Genomic DNA, 23,296 nt, shown 5'->3' with positions numbered 1-23,296 from the left:
ATGTTTATTTTTTTGCTCCATTGTAGTGCTAGAAATTTTAGCGTTTTTTTATAGCAGATTTGTTTTATCCTGAGTCATAAATTTGTGTTGAAGTTGTTTATAAATGTCTGTCTGTTGAAATTTTTTCAAAAAATCGACGGTACCTTGAGGAAAAGCATCATGCTGAATTTCACCACGATAATACGCTTCACGTACCGGTGTCGCTGAAATGGCTCCTTCTAGACTATCCAACTCAACCATTTCCCATTCGGGGAAGAATTTTAAATAATAAGAAGAATCATCTTTAAAATGCCCGATCAAACCGACTTTTGCATTCGTTTCAACTACGTCATTCACCAAAGATTTGACTAACTTTTGCCATTTTTCATCGTTATATACATCAATCACATGTACAAACTTAATTCGCTTCTGATCTTGCTCTGAAAAACTTGAAAGGATCATCTGCTCACGTTCTACAGCCAAAAATGGATTTTTGATATTTCGTTCATTTTGCGCCGAACCCAGTGCTAAAAGCACATATTGACTTTGTTGCAAGGCAATTTTAATGGTTTGCAAATGCGCTAAATGGAACGGCTGAAATCGCCCAATGAAAACCAAATAATCAAATGTATATTTCATATCAAATCAAACTTTTTATGAACTGAGCAGTTGTGCCACAGGCTGAAATATGCGACATAATGTTGAGCATAAAATCAAAACGAAACTTTTACGCAAGGATAGTACGATGACACTGAGCTGTATTCAACAACCCCATGAACATTTGAATGCGAATTTGGACAATGGCGTACTGACCTTAGCCATCAACCGACCTCAGGCGAAGAACGCGCTGTATACAGAACTATATCTGTGGATTGCAAAAGCATTAGATGAAGCTGATGAAGATACTTCAGTGCGTGTAGTTGTACTCCGTGGTCAAGATGCGGACTTCAGTGCGGGCAATGACATGCAAGATTTTATGAAATCTGCTGCTCAAAAAGGGCAAGCTCCAGCTTCTGAAGGCGCACCGTTCATTTTATTAAAATCTGCTGCTCAATTTTCTAAGCCGCTGATTGCTGCGGTTCGCGGTGTTGCCATTGGGATTGGTGTTACGATTCTGCTTCATTGCGATCTAGTCTACAGCGACAATACTGCCCTATTCCAAATTCCGTTTGTGAGCCTTGGTCTATCGCCTGAAGGTGCATCGAGCAAGCTATTGGTTCAACAAGCCGGCTACCATAAAGCGGCGGAATTACTGTTAACTGCTCAGAAGTTTGATAGTGCGACAGCGCTTTCAGCAAATTTGGTCAATAGCATTGAAGAAGATGCTTATGCGACAGCTGCGAAAAAAGCAGCACAGTTATCTGCACTTCCACTAGCGTCTTTGGTTCAATCAAAAGCATTAATGAAACATAATGTAGATGAAATCGTGGCATGGATTGACCATGAAGCTGAAATTTTCATGGATCGAGTAGGCTCTCCAGAAATGATGGAAGCTGTTGCCGCCTTTATGCAAAAACGCAAACCTGACTTCTCTCAGTTCAATTAATGTTTTAATGGAACTAAAAAACCACTCATATTTGGGTGGTTTTTTTCATCTCAGCCCCAATCTATTTTCTAAATTAAAAAACTGGATGTTTCCACATGACTGCAGTATCACAAACTGAAACTAAACCTGAAAAGAAACGCTACTACGAGCCTGCGCCTGAAGGCATCGATATCGAGAATTTTAAAAAAGTTGTACAAAGCCGTCGTTCTGTACGTAAGTTTACCGACAAGGCCATTCCAAACGACGTTTTAGATGAATGCTTAGACCTCGCCTTGCTTGCACCGAATTCATCGAATTTACAACCGTGGACATTCTATGTCGTTCAGAACCCTGCAAAGAAAAAACAATTGGTGAAAGCTTGCTTAGGGCAACTAGCTGCAAAAACTGCTGCTGAATTGATTGTCTGTGTCGCGCGTACCGACCGTGTAGATGAAATGGCAAAACGGAATATTTCGGAATTTCCATTTCCTGAAGCACCTGCAGCGGTACAGAAGTATTACAAGTTTATTCCTTATAACTATAAAACTGGTTACTTCAACGCCCTAGGTAACTTTAAGAAAGTTGCTTTCAAAGTAGCACGTACACTGGATAAACAATTGCCTGTAACAGCATTTAATGAAGCAGATGCTAAACTTTGGGCGAGCAAAACTACAGCATTGGCTTGTGAAAACTTAGTTTTGGCTTTACGCGCCTATGGTTTTGACAGTTGTATGATGGAAGGTTTTGATGAACCTTTGGTGAAGAAGATTTTAGGATTAAATGCACAGCAATACCCAGTGATGGTGATTGGTGCAGGTGAACGTGCTAAAGATGGTGTATTCTTCCCTCAGTATCGTTTTGATCGTGAGCTGTTTATTCAGAAAATATAATTTGCTTTCAAAAGAATAGTCACAACCACAATTAGCTACGTGACTTTAGTTTATAACGCGTAGGTATTACGTTACTTTGAAGGATCAAAGTAACCAAAATCCCTTGTTAGACAGAAGATTCATCCTTGAATCTCTGTCTAACGGGTTACATCCATGTCACCCTTCGTGTATCTACTTTTTTCTATAACTTAAAAATTTAAAAGCATCATTAAAATTGAATATCCACCATTTGAATAAACTCAAATGCTGGCTCTTCATAAGGATGACTTACTTTTAAAGCCCTTGCGACCTCACTCGCTTTATCTTCAGGCACGATGGTTTCCACACGCCATTCAGGGATAGATTCAAGCTGATCCAACTCACCTATAAAAGGATTTGCGCCTTTTACAGGTTTAAATTGCCCCTTCCCTAAAACTTGCCACGCGCAGTGTTCATAGTTGCCTATACCGCCTGCTCCTGCTTCAAATACGGCCAGTTTGGTAGATTCAAGATGTGATTCTGGGACGTAATAGATGAGTTTGAGCATTTTTTTACAGCCTATCGAATTCCAAATTTTATAGTAGAATAACTTTACATTGCCTATTGAGCTAAAAAACACCCATAAAAATATGAATATTATTGACCTCCAACGTATTCTATATCCCATGTCAAAATGCTTACAAACTGTAAGAAAAGACTATTTCTATTTGGGGTATTCAGCTGATCTAGCAATTTCTATTAAAAATATATCAGATGAAAAATGGGAGCTAAAGACGTATGAAAGAGGTCAAATTATTAGCCAGGAATTCTATTTAAGTGAATACATTACTTGTTTAAAACTTTTGCATCATATTGATAAAATTTCCACTGATGATCCAAACACTATGAAACTGATAGATTATTCAGAAGATTGGGCACTTTTAGAAAAAAAAAAGAATTTTATTTTTGTATCCAAAGTTCCAGACCATATCTTTATAGAGACTTTTCAATAAATTTAACCTCTACAGAAATTCAAAACTATAGATCCCTAGGTTGCAATTTTCTTTTTTCATTACAAGCTGAGATTGATGCAAGCATCCCAATCAGAACATCATCAAATTATCATAAAAGGAAAATTAATAATAATTTAGAGAATGAATTATCTAATAGGCTGCTAGATGAATTTGAACTTCTAGATGTTTTTGAATTAAATACTCAAGAAATAGTTAGCACTTCAAAGCAATCTAAATTAATTAATGACTCCACAACATTTATTAAAAACCAAATATCTCAACCACGTTATATTCTTCCATCTATTATTTTCATTTATATAACTCTGAACTACTTTTTCAACAAATAACACATAAAAAAAACCGCCTCACGGCGGTTTCTATATTTCAAATATTACATCTGCAACGCATAACCCAAAACTAAAAACACCAACTGCAAACACACCACTGCACCAAAAAGTTTCCAGCCCTTTCTACGCAGTGCAGACTTATCAACTGCCGAATATTCCACTGTTTTAATCATGTCATCACCTCATCATGAGTGTTGAGACTGAACTCGTTTAGTTATCCATCTTTCTTTTATTTTGCATAGCTATTGTGCATACATTACACACTAGCATGTTTCCACAAATATAAAAGCAAAATCTAAACCAAGTTCAGCATGGGAGACTACAAAAGTTGCAGACACAAAAAACCACCAAATAGGTGGCATAATAATGAGGCATCTTAACCAATGTTTTAATATTTTTCCATAAGGTAAAATTAAGACATTATTTTACCTTATTATTTACTACACAAATTATCATTAGCCAATGTCATTACAGTTCCATCCAGAGCCTGACTAAATGCTAAATGCGCTTTAAAACGTATTTTAGTATTCATGGTAATTGCACTGATATCTTTAACAACCGTCATTGCTCTAGGTAATTCATCTACTGGAAAACGTTCATAGATACACCCTATCGCACGTGATTTCTCAAATGAAATATGTTTAACCTGCGCTAAGTCTAGTTTATTCACTAATAGGCTTTTTTGTAATTGCACTGCATATTGGCTAACTGCCCTTTGCTGCTCTATTTGCTTAAAATTTTGAGTGATATAAAGATCAATGTCATCACGGATACCATTCAGATCTGCATCCACTCCCATTAAATTATTATCGACATTCAGCTGAAGTTGTCCGCCTCTTTTTTCCACTTCATTGAGCTGTACAACATTCTGCCGCCACATATACGCTTCACAGCCATTCAGAAAAATAATACTCGGAATAACAATCAAGGAAATTTTTACTAATTTTTGTAGATTCATAAGCAATGTATTTTTTATTTTAGCAACTCATCTTAAACGAAAAGCTAAACCATTTAAACGGCTGAAAGGTGAGTATCTCTTCGCCATAAAAAAAGCCCCTTTCGGGGCTTTTCAATTTGTTGATTAAATCAATTAACCAATAAATTTACGTGCATTACGGAACATACGTAACCAAGCACCGTCTTGATCCCAATCTTCAGGTTTCCAAGAGTGCTGAATCGCACGGAAGTTACGTTCAGGGTGCGGCATCATAATCGTTGCACGGCCGTCTTTAGACGTTACACCTGAAATCGCTTCTGGTGAACCGTTCGGGTTCATTGGGTAATGCTGTGTTGGGTTGCCTTGGCTATCTACATAACGCAAGATCACTTGATCACCTGCATTCAATGCTGCAATGTTTTCCGCGCTAGCAACCACACGGCCTTCACCATGTGCAACAGCGATAGGAAGAATCGAACCTTCCATACCTTCTAACAATACAGAATTTGATTTTTCAACGCGTACGTTTACAGCACGCGCTTCAAACATCTCTGAAGTATTGCGGTGGAAACGAGGCCAAGCTTCTGCACCCGGAATGAGTGGTGCAAGCTGAGACAGCATTTGACAGCCGTTACAAATACCTAGAGAGAAAGTTTCATCACGGTTGAAGAATTTCTCAAATTGGTCACGAAGTTTAGGATTGAATAATACTGATTTAGCCCAACCGCCGCCTGCGCCCAATACGTCACCGTAAGAGAAACCGCCACATGCCACTAAACCTTCAAAGTCATCAAGACTGATACGGCCAGCAAGCAAGTCGCTCATGTGTACGTCTACAGTGTTGAAGCCGACTTTATCGAATGCAGCAGCCATTTCTACATGACCATTTACACCTTGTTCACGCAGAATCACCATGTTTGGACGGCGTTCATTGATGTACGGTGCTTCGATTGGCTCGTTCAAATCAAATGTTGGTTTTGCAATTAAACCTGCATGTGATTTGTCAGCAATCAACGCATATTCTTGATCCGCAGTTTCTACGTTGTCACGCAGACGTTGGATTTGATGCGACACTTCAGTCCAAGCTTGCTGTAATTCAGCACGGTCTAAGCTCAAACCATTTACAGTTAAAGTATCTGTATCGTTTACAGTACCCACAACCGCAATTGCATCTTTAAGGCTAGACGCTGCAACTTCAGCTTCTAATGCAGCCCAATCCGCTTTGCTGATTTGAAGCACTGCACCAATTTCTTCTGCAAACAAGCTTGCAGTCGATTGATCTTCAAGTGCTGCACCTAAGCGTGAAGCAAACATCATTTCTGCAACAGTTGCCAATAGACCACCATCACCGATGTCATGGTAAGCCTTGATTAGACCACGGTTGTTCCAGTCTTGAACCAATGCAAAGAATGCTTTGAAGTCATCGAAGCTGTCTACGTCAGGTGTTACAGAACCAATTGCTTTATAAACCTGAGCAAGGATCGAACCGCCTAGACGGAATTGACCTTTAGACAAATCAATACGTACCAGTACAGACTCGATATTTTTAAGTTCAGGTGTCAATGTTTTGCGAACATCCGTCACAGGTGCAAATGCTGTGATCACGCCTGACATTGGTGAAGTGACAGATTTGTCTTCGCCTTCGTCATTCCAAGTGGTACGCATAGACAATGAGTCTTTACCTACTGGAATTGCGATACCTAGTGCAGGACACATTTCCATACCGATGGCTTTAACACCTTCGAATAGCGCTTGATCTTCACCTTGTTGACCTGCAGCAGCCATCCAGTTTGCAGACAATTTAATGTCACTGATCTGGTCGATTTTTGCAGACATAATGTTTGAAATCGATTCTGCTACAGATAAACGTGCAGAAGCAGCAGGATTCAACAACGCAACTGGTGGACGCTCACCCATTGCCATTGCTTCACCTGTATAACCGACAAGGCTAGTCGTTGTTACCGCAGCATCCGCTACAGGAACTTGCCACTTACCAACGAACTGATCACGTGCAACCATACCTGTAATCGAACGGTCACCAATCGTGATTAAGAACGATTTAGATGCAACAGTCGGGTTTTTAAGAACGCGGTAAATCGCATCTTTCAAATCTGTTACAGTTTCAGCAGTGAAGTCATCGCCTTTACGTTCAATGGTTTTGTATGAACGGCTCATACGCGGTGTACCGCCAAGCATTACTTGCATTGGCATATCCACAGCTTTGTTTTCAAATAATGGATCGTTCACAGTCAATTGACGCGCTTCAGTTGCTTCACCTAATACAGCGAATGGGCAGCGTTCACGTGCACACAGTGATTCAAATAATTCTAATGAGCTTGGACGAATTGCTAATACATAACGCTCTTGTGCTTCGTTCGACCAAATCTCCATTGGAGACATGCCTTTTTCAAGCGAAGGAATTTTACGTAGATCAAGGATTGCTCCTAACTCGTGATCGTTCACAAGTTCAGGCATTGCATTTGAGATACCGCCTGCGCCTACGTCATGTACAGACACGATTGGGTTATGATCTTCCATGCGCCAGCAAGCATCGATGACTTCTTGGCAACGGCGTTCCATTTCTGGGTTTTCACGCTGTACAGATGCGAAGTCTAGGTTTTCACCCAACTTACCGCTGTCTACAGAAGACGCTGCTCCGCCGCCTAAACCAATCAGCATTGCAGGACCACCTAGTACGATCAGTAAATCGCCTGGTTGAATCGCATCTTTTTCTACATGGTCAGGACGGATGTTACCGTAACCACCGGCAATCATAATTGGCTTATGGAAGCCTTTTACATCGCCATTGACATTTTGTTCAAATGTACGGAAGTAACCATTTAACGCAGGACGACCAAATTCATTGTTAAACGCTGCACCACCCAATGGGCCTTCAATCATAATTTGAAGTGGAGATGCCATACGAGATGGTTTGCCGTAGTTTTCTTCCCATGGCTGTTCAAAGCCTGGAATGTTCAAGTTAGATACGGTAAAACCTGTTAAACCTGCTTTTGGCTTACCACCACGACCTGTTGCGCCTTCGTCACGGATTTCACCGCCCGAACCTGTTGCTGCACCAGCAAATGGTGCAATCGCTGTCGGATGGTTATGGGTTTCCACTTTCATCAAGATGTGAGCGGCTTGACTCTTGTATTTATAAACGTGGTGACCTGTTTCAGCGTCTTGTTTTGGATAAAAACGCTGTGTGTCAAAACCAACTATTACAGAAGCGTTGTCTTTATATGCCGACAATACATCTGTAGGTGATTCTTTATAGGTGTTTTTAATCATTTGGAACAATGACAATGGTTGAACTTCACCATCAATTGTCCATTCAGAACCGAAAATTTTGTGACGGCAATGCTCTGAGTTCGCTTGGGCAAACATCATCAATTCGATGTCATGCGGGTTGCGACCCATTTTTGTGAATGCATCGGTTAAATAATCGATTTCTTCATCAGAAAGCGCAAAACCAAATTCAGAGTTAGCTTTCACCAACGCTTCTTTACCTTGACCCAAAATATCAATTGAGTTTAAAGGCTTTGGTTCAGTTTCAGAGAAAAGTGCCGCAGCATCTTCAATAGCATTGAAAACGCTTTCGGTCATGCGATCATGTAATGCTAGTTTTACTTCATCAGAAACAGCATTTACACCCTTCAAAGTAAACAAAACACCGCGTTCAAGGCGATGAACCGGTGTATTACAGTTGGCAAAAATGTCTGTTGCCTTAGACGACCACGGAGAGATGGTTCCAACACGTGGCGTCACTAAAATTTGGACTTCGTCACTTGCTGCTTGGTGCAATTCAAAAGATTGACCATCGTTGAGAAGCTGTAAAGCGGATTGCTGTTGTTGCTCGTTGAGCGCTTGGTCAAAAAGGTAAACCCATTGACTTTCAATTGATTGAACAGAACTAATTGACGTTAAACGTGATAATAGTTGAGTTTTCTTAAATGAAGAATGTGCAGGTGCACCGGCAACGATAAACATGCTAATTTTGGCTCCACGGGATGATCGAAAAGACCATGCCACAATGTGACTTGAGAGAGCGCATATTCTACTGTGTATTAGTTAAATCAGCTAGATGGGAAAAGCATTTTCTGTTCGAGAATGGCACAAGATTTTTTAAATTTTGTTTTTATTTTCAGTCAAAAAGATTGAATACAGCAGTGCAGCTTAGCACAAAATAAATTGTAAAAAACATTAATCGAAAATTAATATCAAATTTAGAATTTTGAAGCTTTCAAGTCCGCATTACCAATGGGTTTGAATCAGCGAATAGTCTAGCCAATGAATAATATTTATCTTAAAAACACCCTACCTTAATACGAATATTCTACACCTACACCGATACCCTTAAATAAAGTGTCAAGCTATGACGCGACCCACTATTACTTTAGTCACAAGTTTGGCATCATAGTTTTTAGTAAATAACTGAATAATGATAAATGACTCAAATGCGTTGGCTTGAACTGCTTTCTACAGTTCGTATTGGTAGTAATAAACATAGCTCTGAACAGGCACGTAGCCCCTTCCACAAAGACTACGACCGCATTATTTTTTCTCAAAGCTTTCGACAATTAAACCGCAAGACCCAAGTCCATCCCCTCACCCAACATGATGGCATTCATACTCGCCTGACTCACTCTTTAGAAGTGTCTTGTATTGGACGTTCATTGGGGATGCTCGCGGCTGAAAAAATTAAAGATGAACTCCCGATGTGGATTTCACCTGCCGATGTTGGTGCAATTATTCAAGCTGCGTGCTTGGCACACGATATTGGCAATCCACCTTTTGGACATGCAGGCGAATATGCCATTCGAGAATGGTTTGATGATGCATCGCATACCAACTTTTTACAGGACTTAAGCCCTGAAGAAGAAGCCGATGTGCGTCAGTTCGAAGGCAATGCCCAAGGTTTACGCCTACTAACTAAAATTGATTATCATCCGAATGATGGTGGTATGCGTTTAACCTATGCAACTTTAGGTGCATATTTAAAATACCCGTGGCTTTCAAAAACCATTGCATCGCAAGGCAATAAACCTGCGAGCCAACGGGCTAAATTTGGCTGCTATCAGGCAGAAAAAGAAATCTTGCAGCAAATTGCAGAGCAACTCGGTTTAATTCAACTGGGCGAATATCACTACTGTCGTCATCCGTTGACCTATTTGCTTGAAGCCGCAGATGACATTTGTTATGCCTTAATTGACCTTGAAGATGGCATTATCCTCAACATGTTGAACTATAACGAAGTTGAGCCAATTTTCCTTGATCTGGTCGGTGACTATGGCATACCTGCCGAATTGGCGATGACTGATACCACTTGGCAACAAAAAATAGCTGCATTACGTGGTCGTGTGATGAAACGTCTAGTCGAAGAAGTCACGACAGCCTTCGCCCGCCATCATCATGAAATTTTGTCAGGTCAACTTAAAGGCAGTTTATTGCAATATTGCAGTGAAGATATTGAGCGTGGAATTAACCGAGCAAAAGAATTAGCCCGCGATAAAATTTTTGAACATCCACAAAAAGCAGGCTTAGAGATTATTGCGCATCAAAGTCTACAAAATATTTTAGATGCCTTTATTCCTCTAACTACGCCAAATAAAACTTTGAGTTTTAAAGAACAACGACTGATGTCCATTCTTCACCGTTCGGGGGCACATTTTGGGCCGTTGCATTATGAAAACATCATGCAAGTATTGGATATTATCTCTAAATTTTCAGACCATCAGGCTTATAACCTTGCACAAGAACTTCAAGGCAATAAAGTTGGTTTCTTTTAAACCTGAAAAAATGTGAAGGCTAGTAATTCGCTGGCCTTCACGCTAATCTCGCAACAAATTGAAATTGAGCAAATGGCTCAGACTAAACTGAAATAAAGTGAATAAATGACATGATCGGATGTTTAATTGGCGAAGTGCTGGCATTGGAAGCACCAACAGTATTACTCAATGTAAATGGTGTGGGCTATGAGATTGACACCCCACTTTCTACATTTTGCCAACTACAAAAAGGTCAAAAAATTACCCTGTGGACACATCTGGCTGTTCGTGAAGATGCACAACTGCTGTATGGATTTAGCAATGCTCAAGAAAAACTGATTTTTCGCACACTTTTAAAAGTTAACGGCGTAGGCCCTAAAATGGCACTGGGCATTTTATCAACATTAAGTGTTGAAATGCTGATTCACACGGTTGAACATGAAGATGTAAACACTTTAGTCAAAGTTCCGGGTGTAGGCAAAAAGACCTCTGAACGCCTCATGATTGAGTTACGTGATCGCTTTAAAGCCATGGCTTCAGGCACTGCACCAACGAATTCAACTGTTGAACAAATTCAATTTACGGGCAACTCTGCCGTAGCCGAAGCTGAAGCGGCCTTACAGTCTTTAGGTTATAAACCTGCTGAAGCACAAAAACTGATTAATGCCGTCAAAGCTGATTATACTGAAGCCAGCGACATCATTCGCGCTGCATTAAAGTCGATGAATAAATAATTTTTAGTTTCTAATGAGCACTGCATCCTTTGCCTTTTAGAGCTATAGACAGTATGTGAATCACGCAGGCGACAAGGATGTCGCCGTTAAACTGTGCTACAAGGACGTAGCATCAGTTTAACAAATGGGTTTTGTCACTTTTGCCCAGTCAAAAGTGAGAATCGCCTATACAATGGCATTTAAAGTTCAATCGCTTTTTGAGGCTGTGATTCTTCCACAACGATATAGAGATTAGTTAAATAATTATGCAAGACCGTCTTATCAGTGGTTCAGAAAAACCCGAAGACCACTTCGACCGCGCCATTCGCCCAACTTCCCTCGATGACTACATCGGGCAGCCTGTCGTCCGTGAACAAATGGAAATCTTTATCGGTGCTGCACGTGGCCGTGAAGAAGCACTCGATCACACCTTAATTTTTGGCCCACCGGGTTTAGGTAAAACCACACTGGCCAATATTATTGCCCGTGAAATGGGTGGTAACTTAAAATCGACATCAGGCCCTGTCCTTGAGCGTGCAGGCGATTTGGCTGCAATGCTAACCAACCTCGAAGAAGGTGATGTTTTATTTATTGATGAGATCCATCGTCTTTCACCGGTCATCGAGGAAATTCTCTATCCAGCGATGGAGGATTACCAACTCGACATCATGATTGGTGAAGGCCCTGCTGCCCGTTCGATCAAACTGGATTTACCACCCTTCACTCTTGTTGCAGCGACGACTCGTGCAGGCCTACTGACCTCTCCTTTACGTGACCGTTTTGGTATCGTACAACGCTTAGAGTTTTATTCTGTCAAAGACTTAACGCATATTGTGACTCGATCTGCAAACTTGATGGATGTACCCATGACTGCCGAAGGCGCACAGGAAGTTGCACGCCGTGCTCGTGGGACACCTCGTATTGCAAACCGTTTATTACGCCGAGTCCGTGATTATGCGCAAGTTAAAGGTACGGGTGAAGTAACCCAAGAGATGGCTCAACGTGCTTTGGACATGCTGAATGTCGATAAAGATGGTTTAGACACACTAGACCGTCGTTATTTATCAATGCTGCTTGAGCGTTTTGATGGTGGCCCTGCAGGTGTAGAAGCTCTAGCTGCTGCTATGGCAGAAGACTCAGGGACCCTAGAAGATGTGATCGAACCCTACCTCATTCAGCAAGGCTATGTCATGCGTACTGCACGTGGACGTATTGCCACCAATATGGCGTATTTACAGTTTGGGATGACACCACCAGAGCCGAAAGATAAGTAAACGATTATTCACTGAACAACTTTAGGGAGTTAAATGCTCCCTGCATGTTTATTTAAATTTTTAAAATAAATTCAAGCCACTACAAACAATAGACTGATATGATAAATCTTGAGAATAGAATAATTAACAAAATTAATAGCGACTACATTCAAAACCTACCATTAGACAGTGCCATTGAACACATTCCCAGAGAACAACCTATCAGTTCATTTAGCCCAAAACAAATGAGTGATTTTGAAAGCTTATTCCACACCGAATACAATTATTTTATCACTGTCGAATGTGAAAACATTCTTAGCAAAGAAACCATAGAAGTAAGTGAAGATAATATCTTAACTATTAAACAATCGCCTTCTGCATATCATATAAAAAACCTGAGCTTCAACTATACTTCTGCCCTCATTTTTATTGGGATGTACTATCACGACGACGTACAAGCTTTGGTCAAGGAAAACTTTAAGCCAGCAAAAATTAATACATTGTATTTCAGCTTCTCATTCTTTGCTTTAGTCATACTCGTTTATGTGTTTTTCTGGATAGATCAACCTAATAAACTTTTACTCATGCTAGTTATTGGCCTTGGCTTTTGCTGCTTAACGTATATGTATGAATCTTTAAAAGCATTACTCCCAAAGCAACAGAAAAAGAAAATGGAAGAAACTCACTTTCATATTGCGGGATATTTAGCAGCTCATCTACAGGATTTTGTCGATGCAAAATTTAAATTAGATGAACAAACAAATTAAAAGCAGCCACTTTTTAACCAATAATTACAACTACGAAAGTTAAAGATTTACGTGAGTTGAAACCTTGTGCCATTGGACTGATGACTCACGGTGCTAAACTGCCCGTCATTGAAGCACTTGACGAATCATTGAATTATCGCCATTTTTAAATGCTCTAATTCTTTGCTGAAGTGCAGACCAATATTTTTCAGATTTTATAAAGACGGAACACTCTCATGGCGAATAAATTCGAATTCAACATTCGTGTATATATTGAAGATACAGATGCAGGTGGCATTGTTTACCACGCAAATCATATTCGCTTTATGGAACGTACCCGCACAGAATGGCTACGCGCTTCAGGTGTAGACCATTATTGGCATCAAAAGGATTACAACTTTGTCGTTCATAAAATTAATGTGAAATATTCACGTCCTATATTAATGGATGACCTGATTACTGTTACAGCAAGTGTAGTTTCGTGTAAGGCTACGTCATTTGTGTTGCAACAAAATATTTATCGTGGTGATATTATGCTGGCATCAGGTGAGGTAGAATTGGCATGTATCAGTGCAGAGATGAAACCCCGTCGCCTTCCTGATGAAATACGTGAACTGATTCTGAAAGAATTGGAACAAGATTAAAAAAATTATTTGGCACATGTAGTAACTATGGCAACTCAACTAGAATCAACACTCAAAGTTTCAGACCTCATCTTACAAGCAAGTCCTGTCGTACAACTGGTAATGCTCCTGCTGCTCTTAGCTTCGTTATTCAGTTGGTATCTGATTGCCAAGTTACACATGAGTTATAAAAAAGCGCAGGCTGACGATGAACATTTCCAAAAAATCTTTTGGTCTGGTGCCGAACTCAACACTTTATACAACAATGCTCAACTCAACTCGAAACGTGTTGGCCTTGAAGATGTTTTCTATCAAGGTTTAGGCGAGTTTTTCAAACTTAAAAAACGTAATGCCAGCGCAGAACAATCAATTGAAGGTACAGAACGTATTCTTCGTGTGGGTTTAAGCCGTGACCAAGGACATTTAGAAAATGGTTTAGGCGCGCTTGCGAGTATTGGCTCGGTTGCACCCTATGTCGGTTTATTCGGTACCGTTTGGGGCATTATGAATGCCTTTATTGGTTTGGCAGATGTTGACCAAGTCACCCTTGCTACGGTTGCTCCTGGTATTGCAGAAGCATTGATTGCAACGGCCATTGGTCTTTTTGCGGCAATCCCTGCTGTACTTGCATTTAACCATTTTACAGCCAAAGGTGAAGCCGTTTATAACGATCGTGCGCTTTTTGCCGAAGAAATGGTTGCGTTATTACAACGCCAGTCTGTAGGTTCAACTCAGGACAATGACTAATGGCTATTCAACGTTCTGGACGCTTTGAGCGCATCAAAAAACCATTAAAAAGTGACATGAACGTCGTGCCTTATATTGATGTCATGTTAGTTCTTTTGGTGATTTTCATGGTCACTGCACCTATGATCACCACAGGTGTCAAAGTCGACTTACCACAGGCGAATGGCACGCCTATGCAAGCGGAAGATCGCCCTGCGATTGTTACACTTGAGGCGGATGGGACGATCAAACTCGAAGATAAAAATCATCAAAATGATGTACTCACACTCGATGAACTAAAATCTGTTTTAACGGCCTCGCAAAATGAAGCGAGCGAACAGAAAAAGCAAATGAGTGTCCTGATTAACGGCAGTGAATCTCGTCCTTATGGTGAAGTCATGAAACTCATGTCTGCCCTTCAAGATGCAGGTTTAACACAAGTAGGTTTACTGACTGAGCCATTAAAATAATTTATGAAAGATTTCAACAAGCCGCCTTTTAAACAAAAAGCCGTTGCGATTGGTTTCACACTAGGTGTGCATATCGTCGCTGTGGTTGGCTTACTTTATCTTGGCATGAGTAAACCACCTGAGCCCCCTAAAAAAATAACCACTGTTTTGGTAAAACCGGAAGATTTAAAACCTGTAACACGTGAAGTCACTGAGTTTGATGAAACCGCGCATGAAAATGTAGCTGAACAAATCACGCAAACAGCAGAACCTAGCGTTGAACCGGCACCCGAGATTCCAACGGCTGCACCACCTAAGCCAGCAGAACCACCTAAGGCAGATCCACAGATTGCTGCTCAACAGGCACTCGCTGCGGCAAAAGCACAGCAGCTTGCTGAACAAAAAGCTGCGGACAATGCAAAACGTGCTCAAGAACAAGCTAAAGCTGCTGAAGCTGCAAAACTAAAAGCACAACAAGAAGCCAAAGCGGATGCAGCTAAGGCAAAAGCAGATGCTACGGCGAAAGCCAATGCTGAAGCAGCAAAACGTAAAGCTGATGCTGATGCCAAAGCCAAGGCTGAAAAAATCCATGCCGATGCTTTAAGAAAAGCAGAAGCTGACAAAGCCAAAGCTGCAGCAACGGCAAAAGCCAATGCAGATGCAAAAGCCAAGGCCAATGCGGATGCTGCAAAACGTAAAGCAGATGCAGACGCGAAAGCTAAAGCCAATGCGGAAGCTGCAAAACGTAAAGCTGATGCTGATGCCAAAGCTAAAGCCAATGCAGAAGCTGCAAAACGTAAAGCTGATGCTGATGCGAAAGCCAAGGCCAATGCAGATGCGGCAAAACGTAAAGCAGATGCTGATGCAAAAGCTAAGGCCAATGCAGAAGCTGCAAAACGTAAAGCAGACGCCGATGCAAAAGCCAAGGCCGATGCAAAGACTAAAGCCGATGCCGAAGCACGCGAACGTGCAGCCGAAGAAGCCAAAGCTTCATCTGCAAAAAAAGCAGCTGAAGAAGCTGCACAGAAAAAAGCTGAAGCGAAGAAAATTGCTTCAACAGCAAAACGTGATTTTGAAAATAGGATTAAGCGTGCGTGGGATACACCTTCAGACTCTGCGGGTAAAACGGCGTCTGCTCGCGTTACCCTTACGGAAAGTGGTTCAGTTCGGTCAGTGATTGTGAACTCTAGTGATCCTGATATGAAAGCCAGTATTGAGGCTGCTGTTCGAGCTGCTGCACCATACCCAATGCCGAGTGACCCAGATGCAAAACGTGAAGCTCAAAGTTTTACGTCCACCTTCAAGTCATCACGTTAATTTTTAAATCCCTGCAAACCTTGTGGGGATTTTTCATTTACTTATATACTGAATTATATAACATGAAAACATTATTATTATTTTCGACACTAACACTCCTAGGCTCTCAATCATTCGCCGAAAATCGTTCAATTTACATCCCATCTTCGACCATGCCTGACCATATTCCACCTGAACAATTTAATGCTTTGCTGATGGATCATGCTAAAACAACTCAACCTGAGAAATCAGTACAGGACGTAAAAAAGCCTCTTAAACCCATTTCACATGCTCTAAATGAAGAAGATGCAAAGAAAAAAACGGAAGCCAAGAAAATCGCTTCAACAGCTAAACGTGATTTTGAACATAAAATCAAACGTGCTTGGGATACACCACCTGGCTCTAGCGGTAAAACGGCCATTGCTCGCGTGATTTTATCTGAAACAGGTGCTGTCCAAGCTGTCATCGTAAGCTCCAGTGATCCTGATATGAAAGCCAGTATTGAGGCTGCAGTTCGTGCTGCTGCACCATATCCGATGCCTAGCGACCCAGATGCTAGACGTGAAGCACAAAGTTTTACCTCTACATTTAGATCTTCAAATTAAGTTTGATAAATCCGTGCATTGCTTGCGGGGATTTTTTTGTGGTTAAGCAATGAATCACCCCATACCCATTTTTTCTTATCTTCAATAGATCAAGTTTCATCGCTGGTATGATGTTTATTTTTAAGCTTCTACATCCATCCCCCCAGTTCCACCCTTTCCTAAAATGAATACTCAATCGATTGTACCTGTGTGTTTCAATACTTGAGCTTTTATAAAGCTCTAGCCCCGACTAATTGATCCATTCTTGTCTTCGTTCTATATAACGCCGTGTATGTGGGACTCAGCAACATCAAGTATTACTAAAATTTTCTAAACACTTGATTCAAAAATAGAATCTTATAACTAAAGAATTATCATTTTCATTCCAAAATGTGATGTTGTGTTCATGATTTTTAAGCTAGACTTGACGAAACTCGGATAAAATCTCTGCATTTTTCACAGTGTTATAACAGTTCAGTCATATTTTCATGCTTTTAATATCCCAAAATCATGCCATTATGTGACACAACCAAATACAGACAATAACTCACATTTTTAGAGTAATTAGCGAATGATGGAAATGACGCGTAAACATCTTCTTTGCTTAGCCGTATTCACTGCTTTGAGCCCAGTTTTAGTGACTCAAACGCATGCGCAGCTTCACCTCGAAATCACTAAAGCTCCTGAAGAAGCACCTAAAATTGCGATCGTGCCTTTTAGTAATGACTCAAATATTTATCCAGTGGTTGAAAATGACTTGAACCGCTCAGGTAAATTTACCAGTGCCTCTAAAAACTTACCTGCAACTGCAACAATAAATTCACCTAATGCAGAAGCATGGAAAGCTGCGGGCGTACCCTATGTCGTGACAGGCACATCAAAAACAACGGCTGATGGCTCTTATGAAATTCACTACCAACTGTATGATGTTGAAAAAAAACAATACCTGTTAAATGAACTACTCACTGTACCTGCTTCACGTTATCGTCAAGCAGCGCATATGATCAGTGATGCAATCTATCAAGCTTTAACGGGTATTCCAGGTGACTTCAGCGGCCGTATTGCCTATGTATTGCGTAATGCAGCAACACCAGATCAGCGCTATACCCTACAAATTGCAGATACGGATGGTGAACAACCCCGTACCATTTTGACTTCACGTGATCCAATCCTGTCCCCTGCGTGGACGCCTGATGCGAAAAAGCTAGCCTATGTTTCTTTTGAAACCAAACGCCCTGCGATTTACATCCAAGATTTAGCAAGTGGTAACCGTGAAAAAGTAGCAAGTTTCCGTGGCCTGAATGGTGCACCAAGCTTCTCACCTGATGGTAAATCAATGTTATTTACCGCATCGATGCATGGCAATCCTGAAATCTATCAAATGGATTTACAGACTCGCCAATTAAAACGCATGACCAATGACACAGCGATTGATACAGAAGCACGTTATGCACCTGACGGTAAATCATTTATTTTTACCTCTGACCGTGGTGGCTCTCCACAAATTTACACCTACAACTTAAGTGCTGAAAGTGTAAAACGTTTAACTTTCCGTGGCGCTTTCAACGCGCGTGGTACGTTAAGTGCGGACGGTAAAAAATTAGCTTTGGTACATCGTCCTAGCGGTAGTAACTATAAAGTTGCGGTTCAAGACATTGGTTCTGGTGTAACCAATATTTTAACACCAACAAGTTTAGATGAATCCCCAAGCTTCTCTCCAAATGGTCAAATGGTGGTGTATGCAACACGTGAAGCAAACCGTGGTTTGCTCTCGATCATGTCTTTAGATGGTCGTTTCCGCATGAACTTACCAAGTGAACAAGGTGAAGTTCGTGAACCAGCTTGGGCACCGAAATAAACACTGCATGATTTATTCAACAATAACTTTTTAATGAAACATCATAAATAACCGTCATGGAGATCAATATGAAAGCGATGAAACTGATTGCATTACCTGTTTTAGCTACAGCATTAGTAATGACTGGTTGTGCCAGCCGTAAACCTGCAGCAGATGTACAAGCAGGACAAAACCCAAATGGCTCAACCACTGTAAACACTTCAGGTTTAAGTGAAGATGCAGCACTCAATGCACAAAACCTTGCGGGTGCATCATCGAAAGGTGTAACTGAAGCGAATAAAGCATTTTTAGCGAAGCGCGTAGTACACTTTGACTACGACAGTACCGAGCTTAGCAATGAAGACTTACAAACCCTTCAAGCTCATGCCCAGTTCCTTGTTGCTAATGCAAACTCACGCGTTGCTTTAACAGGTCATACCGATGAACGTGGTACTCGTGAATACAACATGGCACTTGGTGAACGTCGTGCCAAAGCTGTTGAAAGCTTCCTGATTACAACAGGTGTAAGCCCTAACCAGCTTGAAGCAGTCAGCTATGGTAAAGAAATGCCAATCAATGCGGGTCATGATGAAAATGCATGGAAAGAAAACCGCCGTGTAGAAATTAACTACGAAGCTGTTCCTCCACTACTTAAATAAGACTTGAATAAGTCTGAGCTAAAAAAAGCACTCATTGATGAGTGCTTTTTTTATTTATATCGTTTCATTTGCATCGTTCTGTGCTTTTACTCATTTTAGCCCTTTAACTCAGGATAAATTCAGTTAGCGACTTTAGAACTTTAAGAAAATATCCAATGAAAATGCAAGTGAACGACTTTAAAAACGAGATCCTTAGCTTTACCAACTAGAAAATTAGCTTAACAATCTAAATCATTATGCTTCTGCTTCTGGATGTTCAGCATTTTCTTTTTCTGTTTGCATCGACTCAATGAGGTCATGTTTATTGAACTTTTTATACTCTGCTTTTGCTTCGTAACTGCTCCAAGCAGCTTTTACGGTATCCGCAGAAATATCGTCTAAATTCAATCCCTCAGTTGCAGTCGGAGTCGCATCAAATTTTTGTGTGGTCATTGTTGTGCTCCCTGTCTTTCGATTTATACATTAGATTCAACATAGCATGTTATTCAGGACTTGCAAGGGTAAAATCACGACAAATAGTCTAGTTTAATTTTTCTTTTCCTTCGTTCTCATCTAAAATGTTGCACAATCACATTTTTATCATTTTTGATAAATTAATATTTGGAGTTTTCCGGTTATGTCAAATCTCACCCTTTCCCAATTTCTACAACAACAAAGTGGTAATCTTACTCCTGCATTAGCACAAGTTATTGAAACAATTGGTAATACATGCAAAGACATCGACCTTCTTTTACAAAAAGGTGCTTTGGCTGGTGTATTGGGTAGCGCGCAACACGAAAACGTTCAAGGTGAAGAACAAAAGAAACTTGATGTCATTTCAAATGATTACCTCATCGATGCATTAAAAGTTCATCCACATGTCGGCGGTCTGGCATCTGAAGAATTAGATGAATTCACGCCAGCTCAAGAAAATGGCGATTATCTTGTCTTGTTCGACCCATTAGATGGTTCAAGCAACATCGATATCAACATGTGTGTTGGCACAATTTTCTCAATTCTTCCTGCAAAAAATGCGGTAACGCAAGCTGAAGATTTCATGCAAGCGGGTGTTAACCAAGCGGCTGCAGGTTATGTACTGTATGGCCCATCAACAATGATGGCTCTAACTGTCGGTGCTGGCGTAGTCTTCTTTACTTTTGATCCAGAAAGCAAAGAATTCTTATTAACTAAAGATGCGATTGCGGTTGCAGCAGATACTAAAGAATATGCAATTAATGCATCAAACCAACGTCACTGGGAAGAACCTGTTAAACGTTATATCGACGAACTGCTTGCAGGTAAAACTGGCCCGCGTGAAAAAGACTTCAATATGCGTTGGGTCGCATGTATGGTGGGTGACATTCATCGTATTCTTTGCCGTAGCGGTATCTTCATGTATCCATACGACTTCAAAGATCCGAAAAAAGCAGGCCGTCTACGTTTAATGTACGAAGCAAACCCGATGAGTATGTTGATGGAACAAGCTGGCGGTGCTTCTACAACAGGCCGTGTCCGCATTCTAGACATCCAACCAACAGAACTTCATCAACGTGTTCCTGTGATTATTGGTTCTAAAAACGAAGTTGACCTAGTTACGTCATACCATAATTAATTTCTTATAACGAAAGTCAGTATTTTTGCTGACTTTCGTGGATATCTCCCTCATGGCTCTGATTTATCTCGAATCAAAAGACAACCCGAAAATTAAGCACCTCCGTGGCTTAATTGAACAAAATGCCTACCGTAAAAAACAAGGTCAAACTGTTTTGGAAGGCACACACTTGGTGTTGTCATGGTTAGACTCAAAACGTCCAATCAAATCGATTTTCACCACTGAACAAGCAATTAACCATGCCGATTTCGACCGCTTTGCGGAACAATATCAAGGTGCGGTGTTCATTCTAAGTGAATCTTTATACAAAGATATCAGTACACTTGGAACATCGATTGCTTGCTTAGCAATTGTGGATTTACCAAGTTCAAGTGAAGCGCTTAACTTCAGTGAAGACACCTTAATTTTAGACAATATTCAAGACCCCGGTAATGTAGGTACCCTACTCCGTTCTGCTGCCGCGGCGGGTATTGAGCAAGTCGTTTGTACCAAAGGCTCTGCATCACTCTGGTCACCGCGTGTATTACGCGCAGGTATGGGCGCACATTTTTCATTAAATACCTTTGAAAATATTGCCCTTGAAGATATTTTGACGAAATTCAAAATTCCAGTGTATGCAACAAGCTCACATCAGTCTGAAAACCTATATAGCAAAAATTTGCGCAAACAATGTGTGTGGATTTTAGGCAATGAAGGTCAAGGTGTTTCTGAGTATGCATTACAACATGCAGAAGCCGTAGCGATTCCTCAACCGGGTGGTCAAGAATCACTAAACGTAGCCATTGCTGGCTCGATCTGTTTTTTTGAAATGGTACGTCAGCGTCAGTAAAATCGTTATTTTATTGTATTTAGCGCTTAAGCCTGAAAAAAATAGACTACACTAGAAAAAATAATAATTCTTTTTGTCAACCTAACCGTTATTTCCATCGTTATTTGTATATGAATATGGAAATAATGGTGGGTATCCGATGACAGGATTTTCCATCTCTATGGATTTAGCACCCAAAAAGTCCGAGACGCAAGACAGCAGTGTTTTAAAAAGCACGGCTGAGTCTCGCCTGAAAAACTTCATGAATGAAGTGACGGGGCGTGCTTTAGTAATGATGGAAAGTGCAACGCACGGTCAACATGGCATTGCCATGGACTTGGTGCAAGAAGCCTTTATTTCCTTACATAAAGCTTATGCTGAAAAGTCCACAGAGGAATGGTATCCCCTGTTTTACACCATTTTAAATAATAAGCTGCAAGATTGGCGTCGAAAGGAAGCACGTCGTTCGCAGCCGTTTTCCCTATTTAGAAAAGTCAGCCTAGATGACGACGATGTCGAAATACAGGATGTGGTAGATGAATCTACACCAAACCCTTTCGACTTTCTGGATCAGGCTGTCACTGCAGAGGAAATACAAGATGCTATCGCAGAACTTCCAGTCCGCCAGCAACAAGCATTTATGTTGCGAGCTTGGGAAGGCTTTGATACGCATACAACTGCAGAAATTATGAATTGTTCCGAAGGCAGTGTGAAAACACATTACCACCGTGCCATTCAAGGTTTACGTACCGCTTTGGCACATTTGAATCCACATATGGGAGGATCATCCGAATGAAACAAGATGATTTCTTAAAGCAAGTAACTTCCAAACTTGATGGACTCGCACAGCACCATAAAGACAAAGCAACTGTCATGAATAACGTGCTTGAAGATATTCATCAGCGCGAAACTTCTCGTTATGGTTTCTGGAAAATGTCTGGCTTTGCACTTGCAGCAGCAATTGCAGGTTTTGTCATTTTACCGAATGCGACTGTACTGGATGACAAACCACAAAATCAGGTGATTTCAACCCCTAAGCTCTCCCCTCAAATGGTGGAAGATCTTGAAATGTTGATGGTTCTGGGTGAGGACAAAGTTCCACATGGCAGCTAAAAAATTAGCAATTGCATTCTGTGCTTTTAGTTTTTTGCAAACCAGTTTTGCTGGCTTTGATCGCTTTTGGATTTTTTCAAAAGATGCAGATACTCAAGTTAATGAAACTTGGGATTCGCTATCTGAAGCAGAACAACAGGCTTTAATTAAAAAGTATCAGGCACTCAAAGAGATTCCTGCAGATCAACGTGTCAGCTTGCAACAGCGCATGGATTGGTTCACCCAACTTCCGGACAGTGAAAAGCAGCGTATGCGCGAAACATGGCAAAAAATGAGTACTTTAGAACGTAAAGAACTCGCGACACGTATGCAAAAAGCTAGTCCTGATGAACGACCTGCTATTCGCGATGAGTATATCAATAAATATTTACAGCCTATCGCTGTCGTTCACTAATTAAAAACAACAGTATGTTGTGAAAATCAAATCCATTACATTGGTTAAGCCATAAAATAAGCCTCTTATCGAGGCTTTTTTTATTGT

At 40.8% G+C, this 23,296-nt stretch carries 24 protein-coding genes and 1 pseudogene; 19 read left to right on the top strand and 6 right to left on the bottom strand.

From position 1 onward, the window contains the following. Window positions 1–48 precede the first annotated feature (48 nt). Complete coding sequence (locus FTU65_RS04000) at window positions 49–618, bottom strand: nicotinate-nicotinamide nucleotide adenylyltransferase (protein ID WP_180009957.1); 570 nt, start codon at window positions 616–618, stop codon at window positions 49–51. A gap of 106 nt (window positions 619–724) precedes the next feature. Between FTU65_RS04000 and FTU65_RS03995 the strand changes: the two genes are divergently transcribed. Then, window positions 725–1,525: an enoyl-CoA hydratase-related protein gene (locus FTU65_RS03995; RefSeq protein ID WP_180009958.1), complete on the top strand. Its 801-nt coding sequence runs from the start codon at window positions 725–727 to the stop codon at window positions 1,523–1,525. Window positions 1,526–1,620: 95 nt separating this feature from the next. Then, window positions 1,621–2,394, top strand: a complete 774-nt coding sequence (locus tag FTU65_RS03990; protein WP_180009959.1) for a nitroreductase family protein — start codon at window positions 1,621–1,623, stop codon at window positions 2,392–2,394. Between the two features lie 208 nt (window positions 2,395–2,602). Here FTU65_RS03990 and FTU65_RS03985 read toward each other — a convergent pair whose 3' ends face one another. Continuing rightward, the gene (locus FTU65_RS03985) at window positions 2,603–2,920 is read right to left on the bottom strand and encodes an NGG1p interacting factor NIF3 (protein ID WP_078192030.1); all 318 of its coding nucleotides are present in this window, start codon (window positions 2,918–2,920) and stop codon (window positions 2,603–2,605) included. A gap of 49 nt (window positions 2,921–2,969) precedes the next feature. On the opposite strand from FTU65_RS03985, the gene FTU65_RS03980 reads away from it, so the two are divergent. Then, window positions 2,970–3,365 (top strand): hypothetical protein, encoded by a 396-nt coding sequence (locus FTU65_RS03980; RefSeq protein WP_180009960.1) that lies wholly within the window; start codon window positions 2,970–2,972, stop codon window positions 3,363–3,365. Window positions 3,366–3,756: 391 nt separating this feature from the next. Here FTU65_RS03980 and FTU65_RS16225 read toward each other — a convergent pair whose 3' ends face one another. The 3 genes from FTU65_RS16225 to purL all read right to left on the bottom strand — a co-directional run bounded on the left by FTU65_RS16225 (window position 3,757) and on the right by purL (window position 8,639). Continuing rightward, window positions 3,757–3,885, bottom strand: coding sequence for a KGW motif small protein (locus tag FTU65_RS16225; protein WP_257222543.1), 129 nt, complete (start codon window positions 3,883–3,885; stop codon window positions 3,757–3,759). A gap of 260 nt (window positions 3,886–4,145) precedes the next feature. Continuing rightward, the gene (locus tag FTU65_RS03975) at window positions 4,146–4,670 is read right to left on the bottom strand and encodes a hypothetical protein (protein WP_180009961.1); all 525 of its coding nucleotides are present in this window, start codon (window positions 4,668–4,670) and stop codon (window positions 4,146–4,148) included. A 132-nt stretch (window positions 4,671–4,802) separates the two neighbouring features. Further along, window positions 4,803–8,639: a phosphoribosylformylglycinamidine synthase gene (gene purL, locus FTU65_RS03970; protein ID WP_180009962.1), complete on the bottom strand. Its 3,837-nt coding sequence runs from the start codon at window positions 8,637–8,639 to the stop codon at window positions 4,803–4,805. A 458-nt stretch (window positions 8,640–9,097) separates the two neighbouring features. Here purL and FTU65_RS03965 point away from each other — a divergent pair, with 458 nt between their 5' ends. The 11 genes and pseudogenes from FTU65_RS03965 to pal all read left to right on the top strand — a co-directional run bounded on the left by FTU65_RS03965 (window position 9,098) and on the right by pal (window position 19,303). Further along, complete coding sequence (locus FTU65_RS03965; protein WP_180009963.1) at window positions 9,098–10,438, top strand: deoxyguanosinetriphosphate triphosphohydrolase; 1,341 nt, start codon at window positions 9,098–9,100, stop codon at window positions 10,436–10,438. 110 nt (window positions 10,439–10,548) lie between these two features. Then, window positions 10,549–11,151 (top strand): Holliday junction branch migration protein RuvA, encoded by a 603-nt coding sequence (gene ruvA, locus FTU65_RS03960; RefSeq protein ID WP_180009964.1) that lies wholly within the window; start codon window positions 10,549–10,551, stop codon window positions 11,149–11,151. A 245-nt stretch (window positions 11,152–11,396) separates the two neighbouring features. Next, the gene (gene ruvB, locus FTU65_RS03955; protein ID WP_168378058.1) at window positions 11,397–12,404 is read left to right on the top strand and encodes a Holliday junction branch migration DNA helicase RuvB; all 1,008 of its coding nucleotides are present in this window, start codon (window positions 11,397–11,399) and stop codon (window positions 12,402–12,404) included. Window positions 12,405–12,502: 98 nt separating this feature from the next. Beyond that, window positions 12,503–13,150 carry a hypothetical protein gene (locus tag FTU65_RS03950; RefSeq protein ID WP_180009965.1) on the top strand — a complete coding sequence of 216 codons (648 nt, stop codon included), beginning with the start codon at window positions 12,503–12,505 and terminating at the stop codon, window positions 13,148–13,150. A gap of 215 nt (window positions 13,151–13,365) precedes the next feature. After that, the gene (gene ybgC / locus FTU65_RS03945; protein WP_078190367.1) at window positions 13,366–13,773 is read left to right on the top strand and encodes a tol-pal system-associated acyl-CoA thioesterase; all 408 of its coding nucleotides are present in this window, start codon (window positions 13,366–13,368) and stop codon (window positions 13,771–13,773) included. Window positions 13,774–13,800: 27 nt separating this feature from the next. Next, the gene (gene tolQ, locus FTU65_RS03940; RefSeq protein ID WP_078192037.1) at window positions 13,801–14,499 is read left to right on the top strand and encodes a protein TolQ; all 699 of its coding nucleotides are present in this window, start codon (window positions 13,801–13,803) and stop codon (window positions 14,497–14,499) included. After that, window positions 14,499–14,948, top strand: coding sequence for a protein TolR (gene tolR / locus FTU65_RS03935; protein ID WP_180009966.1), 450 nt, complete (start codon window positions 14,499–14,501; stop codon window positions 14,946–14,948). Before tolQ ends, tolR begins: the two co-directional genes overlap by 1 nt. Before the next feature lie 3 nt (window positions 14,949–14,951). Next, window positions 14,952–16,244 (top strand): cell envelope integrity protein TolA, encoded by a 1,293-nt coding sequence (tolA, locus tag FTU65_RS03930; RefSeq protein ID WP_180009967.1) that lies wholly within the window; start codon window positions 14,952–14,954, stop codon window positions 16,242–16,244. Between the two features lie 278 nt (window positions 16,245–16,522). Then, window positions 16,523–16,828 (top strand): annotated as a pseudogene (locus FTU65_RS03925) (cell envelope integrity protein TolA); the annotation flags it as partial. A gap of 553 nt (window positions 16,829–17,381) precedes the next feature. Then, the gene (gene tolB / locus FTU65_RS03920; protein WP_171319182.1) at window positions 17,382–18,665 is read left to right on the top strand and encodes a Tol-Pal system beta propeller repeat protein TolB; all 1,284 of its coding nucleotides are present in this window, start codon (window positions 17,382–17,384) and stop codon (window positions 18,663–18,665) included. 68 nt (window positions 18,666–18,733) lie between these two features. Continuing rightward, window positions 18,734–19,303, top strand: coding sequence for a peptidoglycan-associated lipoprotein Pal (pal, locus tag FTU65_RS03915; protein WP_168378062.1), 570 nt, complete (start codon window positions 18,734–18,736; stop codon window positions 19,301–19,303). A 234-nt stretch (window positions 19,304–19,537) separates the two neighbouring features. On the opposite strand, the gene FTU65_RS03910 is transcribed toward pal, so the two are convergent. Next, window positions 19,538–19,735, bottom strand: a complete 198-nt coding sequence (locus FTU65_RS03910; RefSeq protein ID WP_078190373.1) for an NF038105 family protein — start codon at window positions 19,733–19,735, stop codon at window positions 19,538–19,540. A 184-nt stretch (window positions 19,736–19,919) separates the two neighbouring features. Here FTU65_RS03910 and FTU65_RS03905 point away from each other — a divergent pair, with 184 nt between their 5' ends. The 5 genes from FTU65_RS03905 (at window position 19,920) to FTU65_RS03885 (ending at window position 23,209) form a co-directional block, all read left to right on the top strand. After that, window positions 19,920–20,894, top strand: coding sequence for a class 1 fructose-bisphosphatase (locus FTU65_RS03905; protein ID WP_078192041.1), 975 nt, complete (start codon window positions 19,920–19,922; stop codon window positions 20,892–20,894). Between the two features lie 52 nt (window positions 20,895–20,946). After that, window positions 20,947–21,723, top strand: coding sequence for an RNA methyltransferase (locus FTU65_RS03900; RefSeq protein ID WP_168378063.1), 777 nt, complete (start codon window positions 20,947–20,949; stop codon window positions 21,721–21,723). Between the two features lie 160 nt (window positions 21,724–21,883). Continuing rightward, the gene (locus FTU65_RS03895; RefSeq protein ID WP_111883945.1) at window positions 21,884–22,498 is read left to right on the top strand and encodes an RNA polymerase sigma factor; all 615 of its coding nucleotides are present in this window, start codon (window positions 21,884–21,886) and stop codon (window positions 22,496–22,498) included. Then, a complete protein-coding gene (locus FTU65_RS03890; protein ID WP_078190377.1) occupies window positions 22,495–22,815 on the top strand; it encodes a hypothetical protein in 321 nt (106 codons plus the stop codon). The genes FTU65_RS03895 and FTU65_RS03890 overlap by 4 nt, the downstream gene beginning before the upstream one ends. Then, window positions 22,805–23,209: a DUF3106 domain-containing protein gene (locus FTU65_RS03885; protein ID WP_078190378.1), complete on the top strand. Its 405-nt coding sequence runs from the start codon at window positions 22,805–22,807 to the stop codon at window positions 23,207–23,209. Before FTU65_RS03890 ends, FTU65_RS03885 begins: the two co-directional genes overlap by 11 nt. The last annotated feature ends 87 nt before the right edge of the window (window positions 23,210–23,296 follow it).

The organism is Acinetobacter sp. YH12129 (assembly GCF_013418685.1).
Classification (GTDB): Bacteria; Pseudomonadota; Gammaproteobacteria; order Pseudomonadales; family Moraxellaceae; genus Acinetobacter; species Acinetobacter amyesii.
This window is presented reverse-complemented; position numbering and strand designations above follow the sequence as displayed.

What these genes read in the sequence shown, in the direction of transcription:
- FTU65_RS04000 (WP_180009957.1), bottom strand. Translation starts at nt 618, where the DNA reads ATGAAATATACATTTGATTATTTGGTTTTCATTGGGCGATTTCAGCCG.
- FTU65_RS03995 (WP_180009958.1), top strand. Translation starts at nt 725, where the DNA reads ATGACACTGAGCTGTATTCAACAACCCCATGAACATTTGAATGCGAAT.
- FTU65_RS03990 (WP_180009959.1), top strand. Translation starts at nt 1,621, where the DNA reads ATGACTGCAGTATCACAAACTGAAACTAAACCTGAAAAGAAACGCTAC.
- FTU65_RS03985 (WP_078192030.1), bottom strand. Translation starts at nt 2,920, where the DNA reads ATGCTCAAACTCATCTATTACGTCCCAGAATCACATCTTGAATCTACC.
- FTU65_RS16225 (WP_257222543.1), bottom strand. Translation starts at nt 3,885, where the DNA reads ATGATTAAAACAGTGGAATATTCGGCAGTTGATAAGTCTGCACTGCGT.
- FTU65_RS03975 (WP_180009961.1), bottom strand. Translation starts at nt 4,670, where the DNA reads ATGAATCTACAAAAATTAGTAAAAATTTCCTTGATTGTTATTCCGAGT.
- purL (WP_180009962.1), bottom strand. Translation starts at nt 8,639, where the DNA reads ATGTTTATCGTTGCCGGTGCACCTGCACATTCTTCATTTAAGAAAACT.
- FTU65_RS03965 (WP_180009963.1), top strand. Translation starts at nt 9,098, where the DNA reads ATGACTCAAATGCGTTGGCTTGAACTGCTTTCTACAGTTCGTATTGGT.
- ruvA (WP_180009964.1), top strand. Translation starts at nt 10,549, where the DNA reads ATGATCGGATGTTTAATTGGCGAAGTGCTGGCATTGGAAGCACCAACA.
- ruvB (WP_168378058.1), top strand. Translation starts at nt 11,397, where the DNA reads ATGCAAGACCGTCTTATCAGTGGTTCAGAAAAACCCGAAGACCACTTC.
- FTU65_RS03950 (WP_180009965.1), top strand. Translation starts at nt 12,503, where the DNA reads ATGATAAATCTTGAGAATAGAATAATTAACAAAATTAATAGCGACTAC.
- ybgC (WP_078190367.1), top strand. Translation starts at nt 13,366, where the DNA reads ATGGCGAATAAATTCGAATTCAACATTCGTGTATATATTGAAGATACA.
- tolQ (WP_078192037.1), top strand. Translation starts at nt 13,801, where the DNA reads ATGGCAACTCAACTAGAATCAACACTCAAAGTTTCAGACCTCATCTTA.
- tolR (WP_180009966.1), top strand. Translation starts at nt 14,499, where the DNA reads ATGGCTATTCAACGTTCTGGACGCTTTGAGCGCATCAAAAAACCATTA.
- tolA (WP_180009967.1), top strand. Translation starts at nt 14,952, where the DNA reads ATGAAAGATTTCAACAAGCCGCCTTTTAAACAAAAAGCCGTTGCGATT.
- tolB (WP_171319182.1), top strand. Translation starts at nt 17,382, where the DNA reads ATGGAAATGACGCGTAAACATCTTCTTTGCTTAGCCGTATTCACTGCT.
- pal (WP_168378062.1), top strand. Translation starts at nt 18,734, where the DNA reads ATGAAAGCGATGAAACTGATTGCATTACCTGTTTTAGCTACAGCATTA.
- FTU65_RS03910 (WP_078190373.1), bottom strand. Translation starts at nt 19,735, where the DNA reads ATGACCACACAAAAATTTGATGCGACTCCGACTGCAACTGAGGGATTG.
- FTU65_RS03905 (WP_078192041.1), top strand. Translation starts at nt 19,920, where the DNA reads ATGTCAAATCTCACCCTTTCCCAATTTCTACAACAACAAAGTGGTAAT.
- FTU65_RS03900 (WP_168378063.1), top strand. Translation starts at nt 20,947, where the DNA reads ATGGCTCTGATTTATCTCGAATCAAAAGACAACCCGAAAATTAAGCAC.
- FTU65_RS03895 (WP_111883945.1), top strand. Translation starts at nt 21,884, where the DNA reads ATGGATTTAGCACCCAAAAAGTCCGAGACGCAAGACAGCAGTGTTTTA.
- FTU65_RS03890 (WP_078190377.1), top strand. Translation starts at nt 22,495, where the DNA reads ATGAAACAAGATGATTTCTTAAAGCAAGTAACTTCCAAACTTGATGGA.
- FTU65_RS03885 (WP_078190378.1), top strand. Translation starts at nt 22,805, where the DNA reads ATGGCAGCTAAAAAATTAGCAATTGCATTCTGTGCTTTTAGTTTTTTG.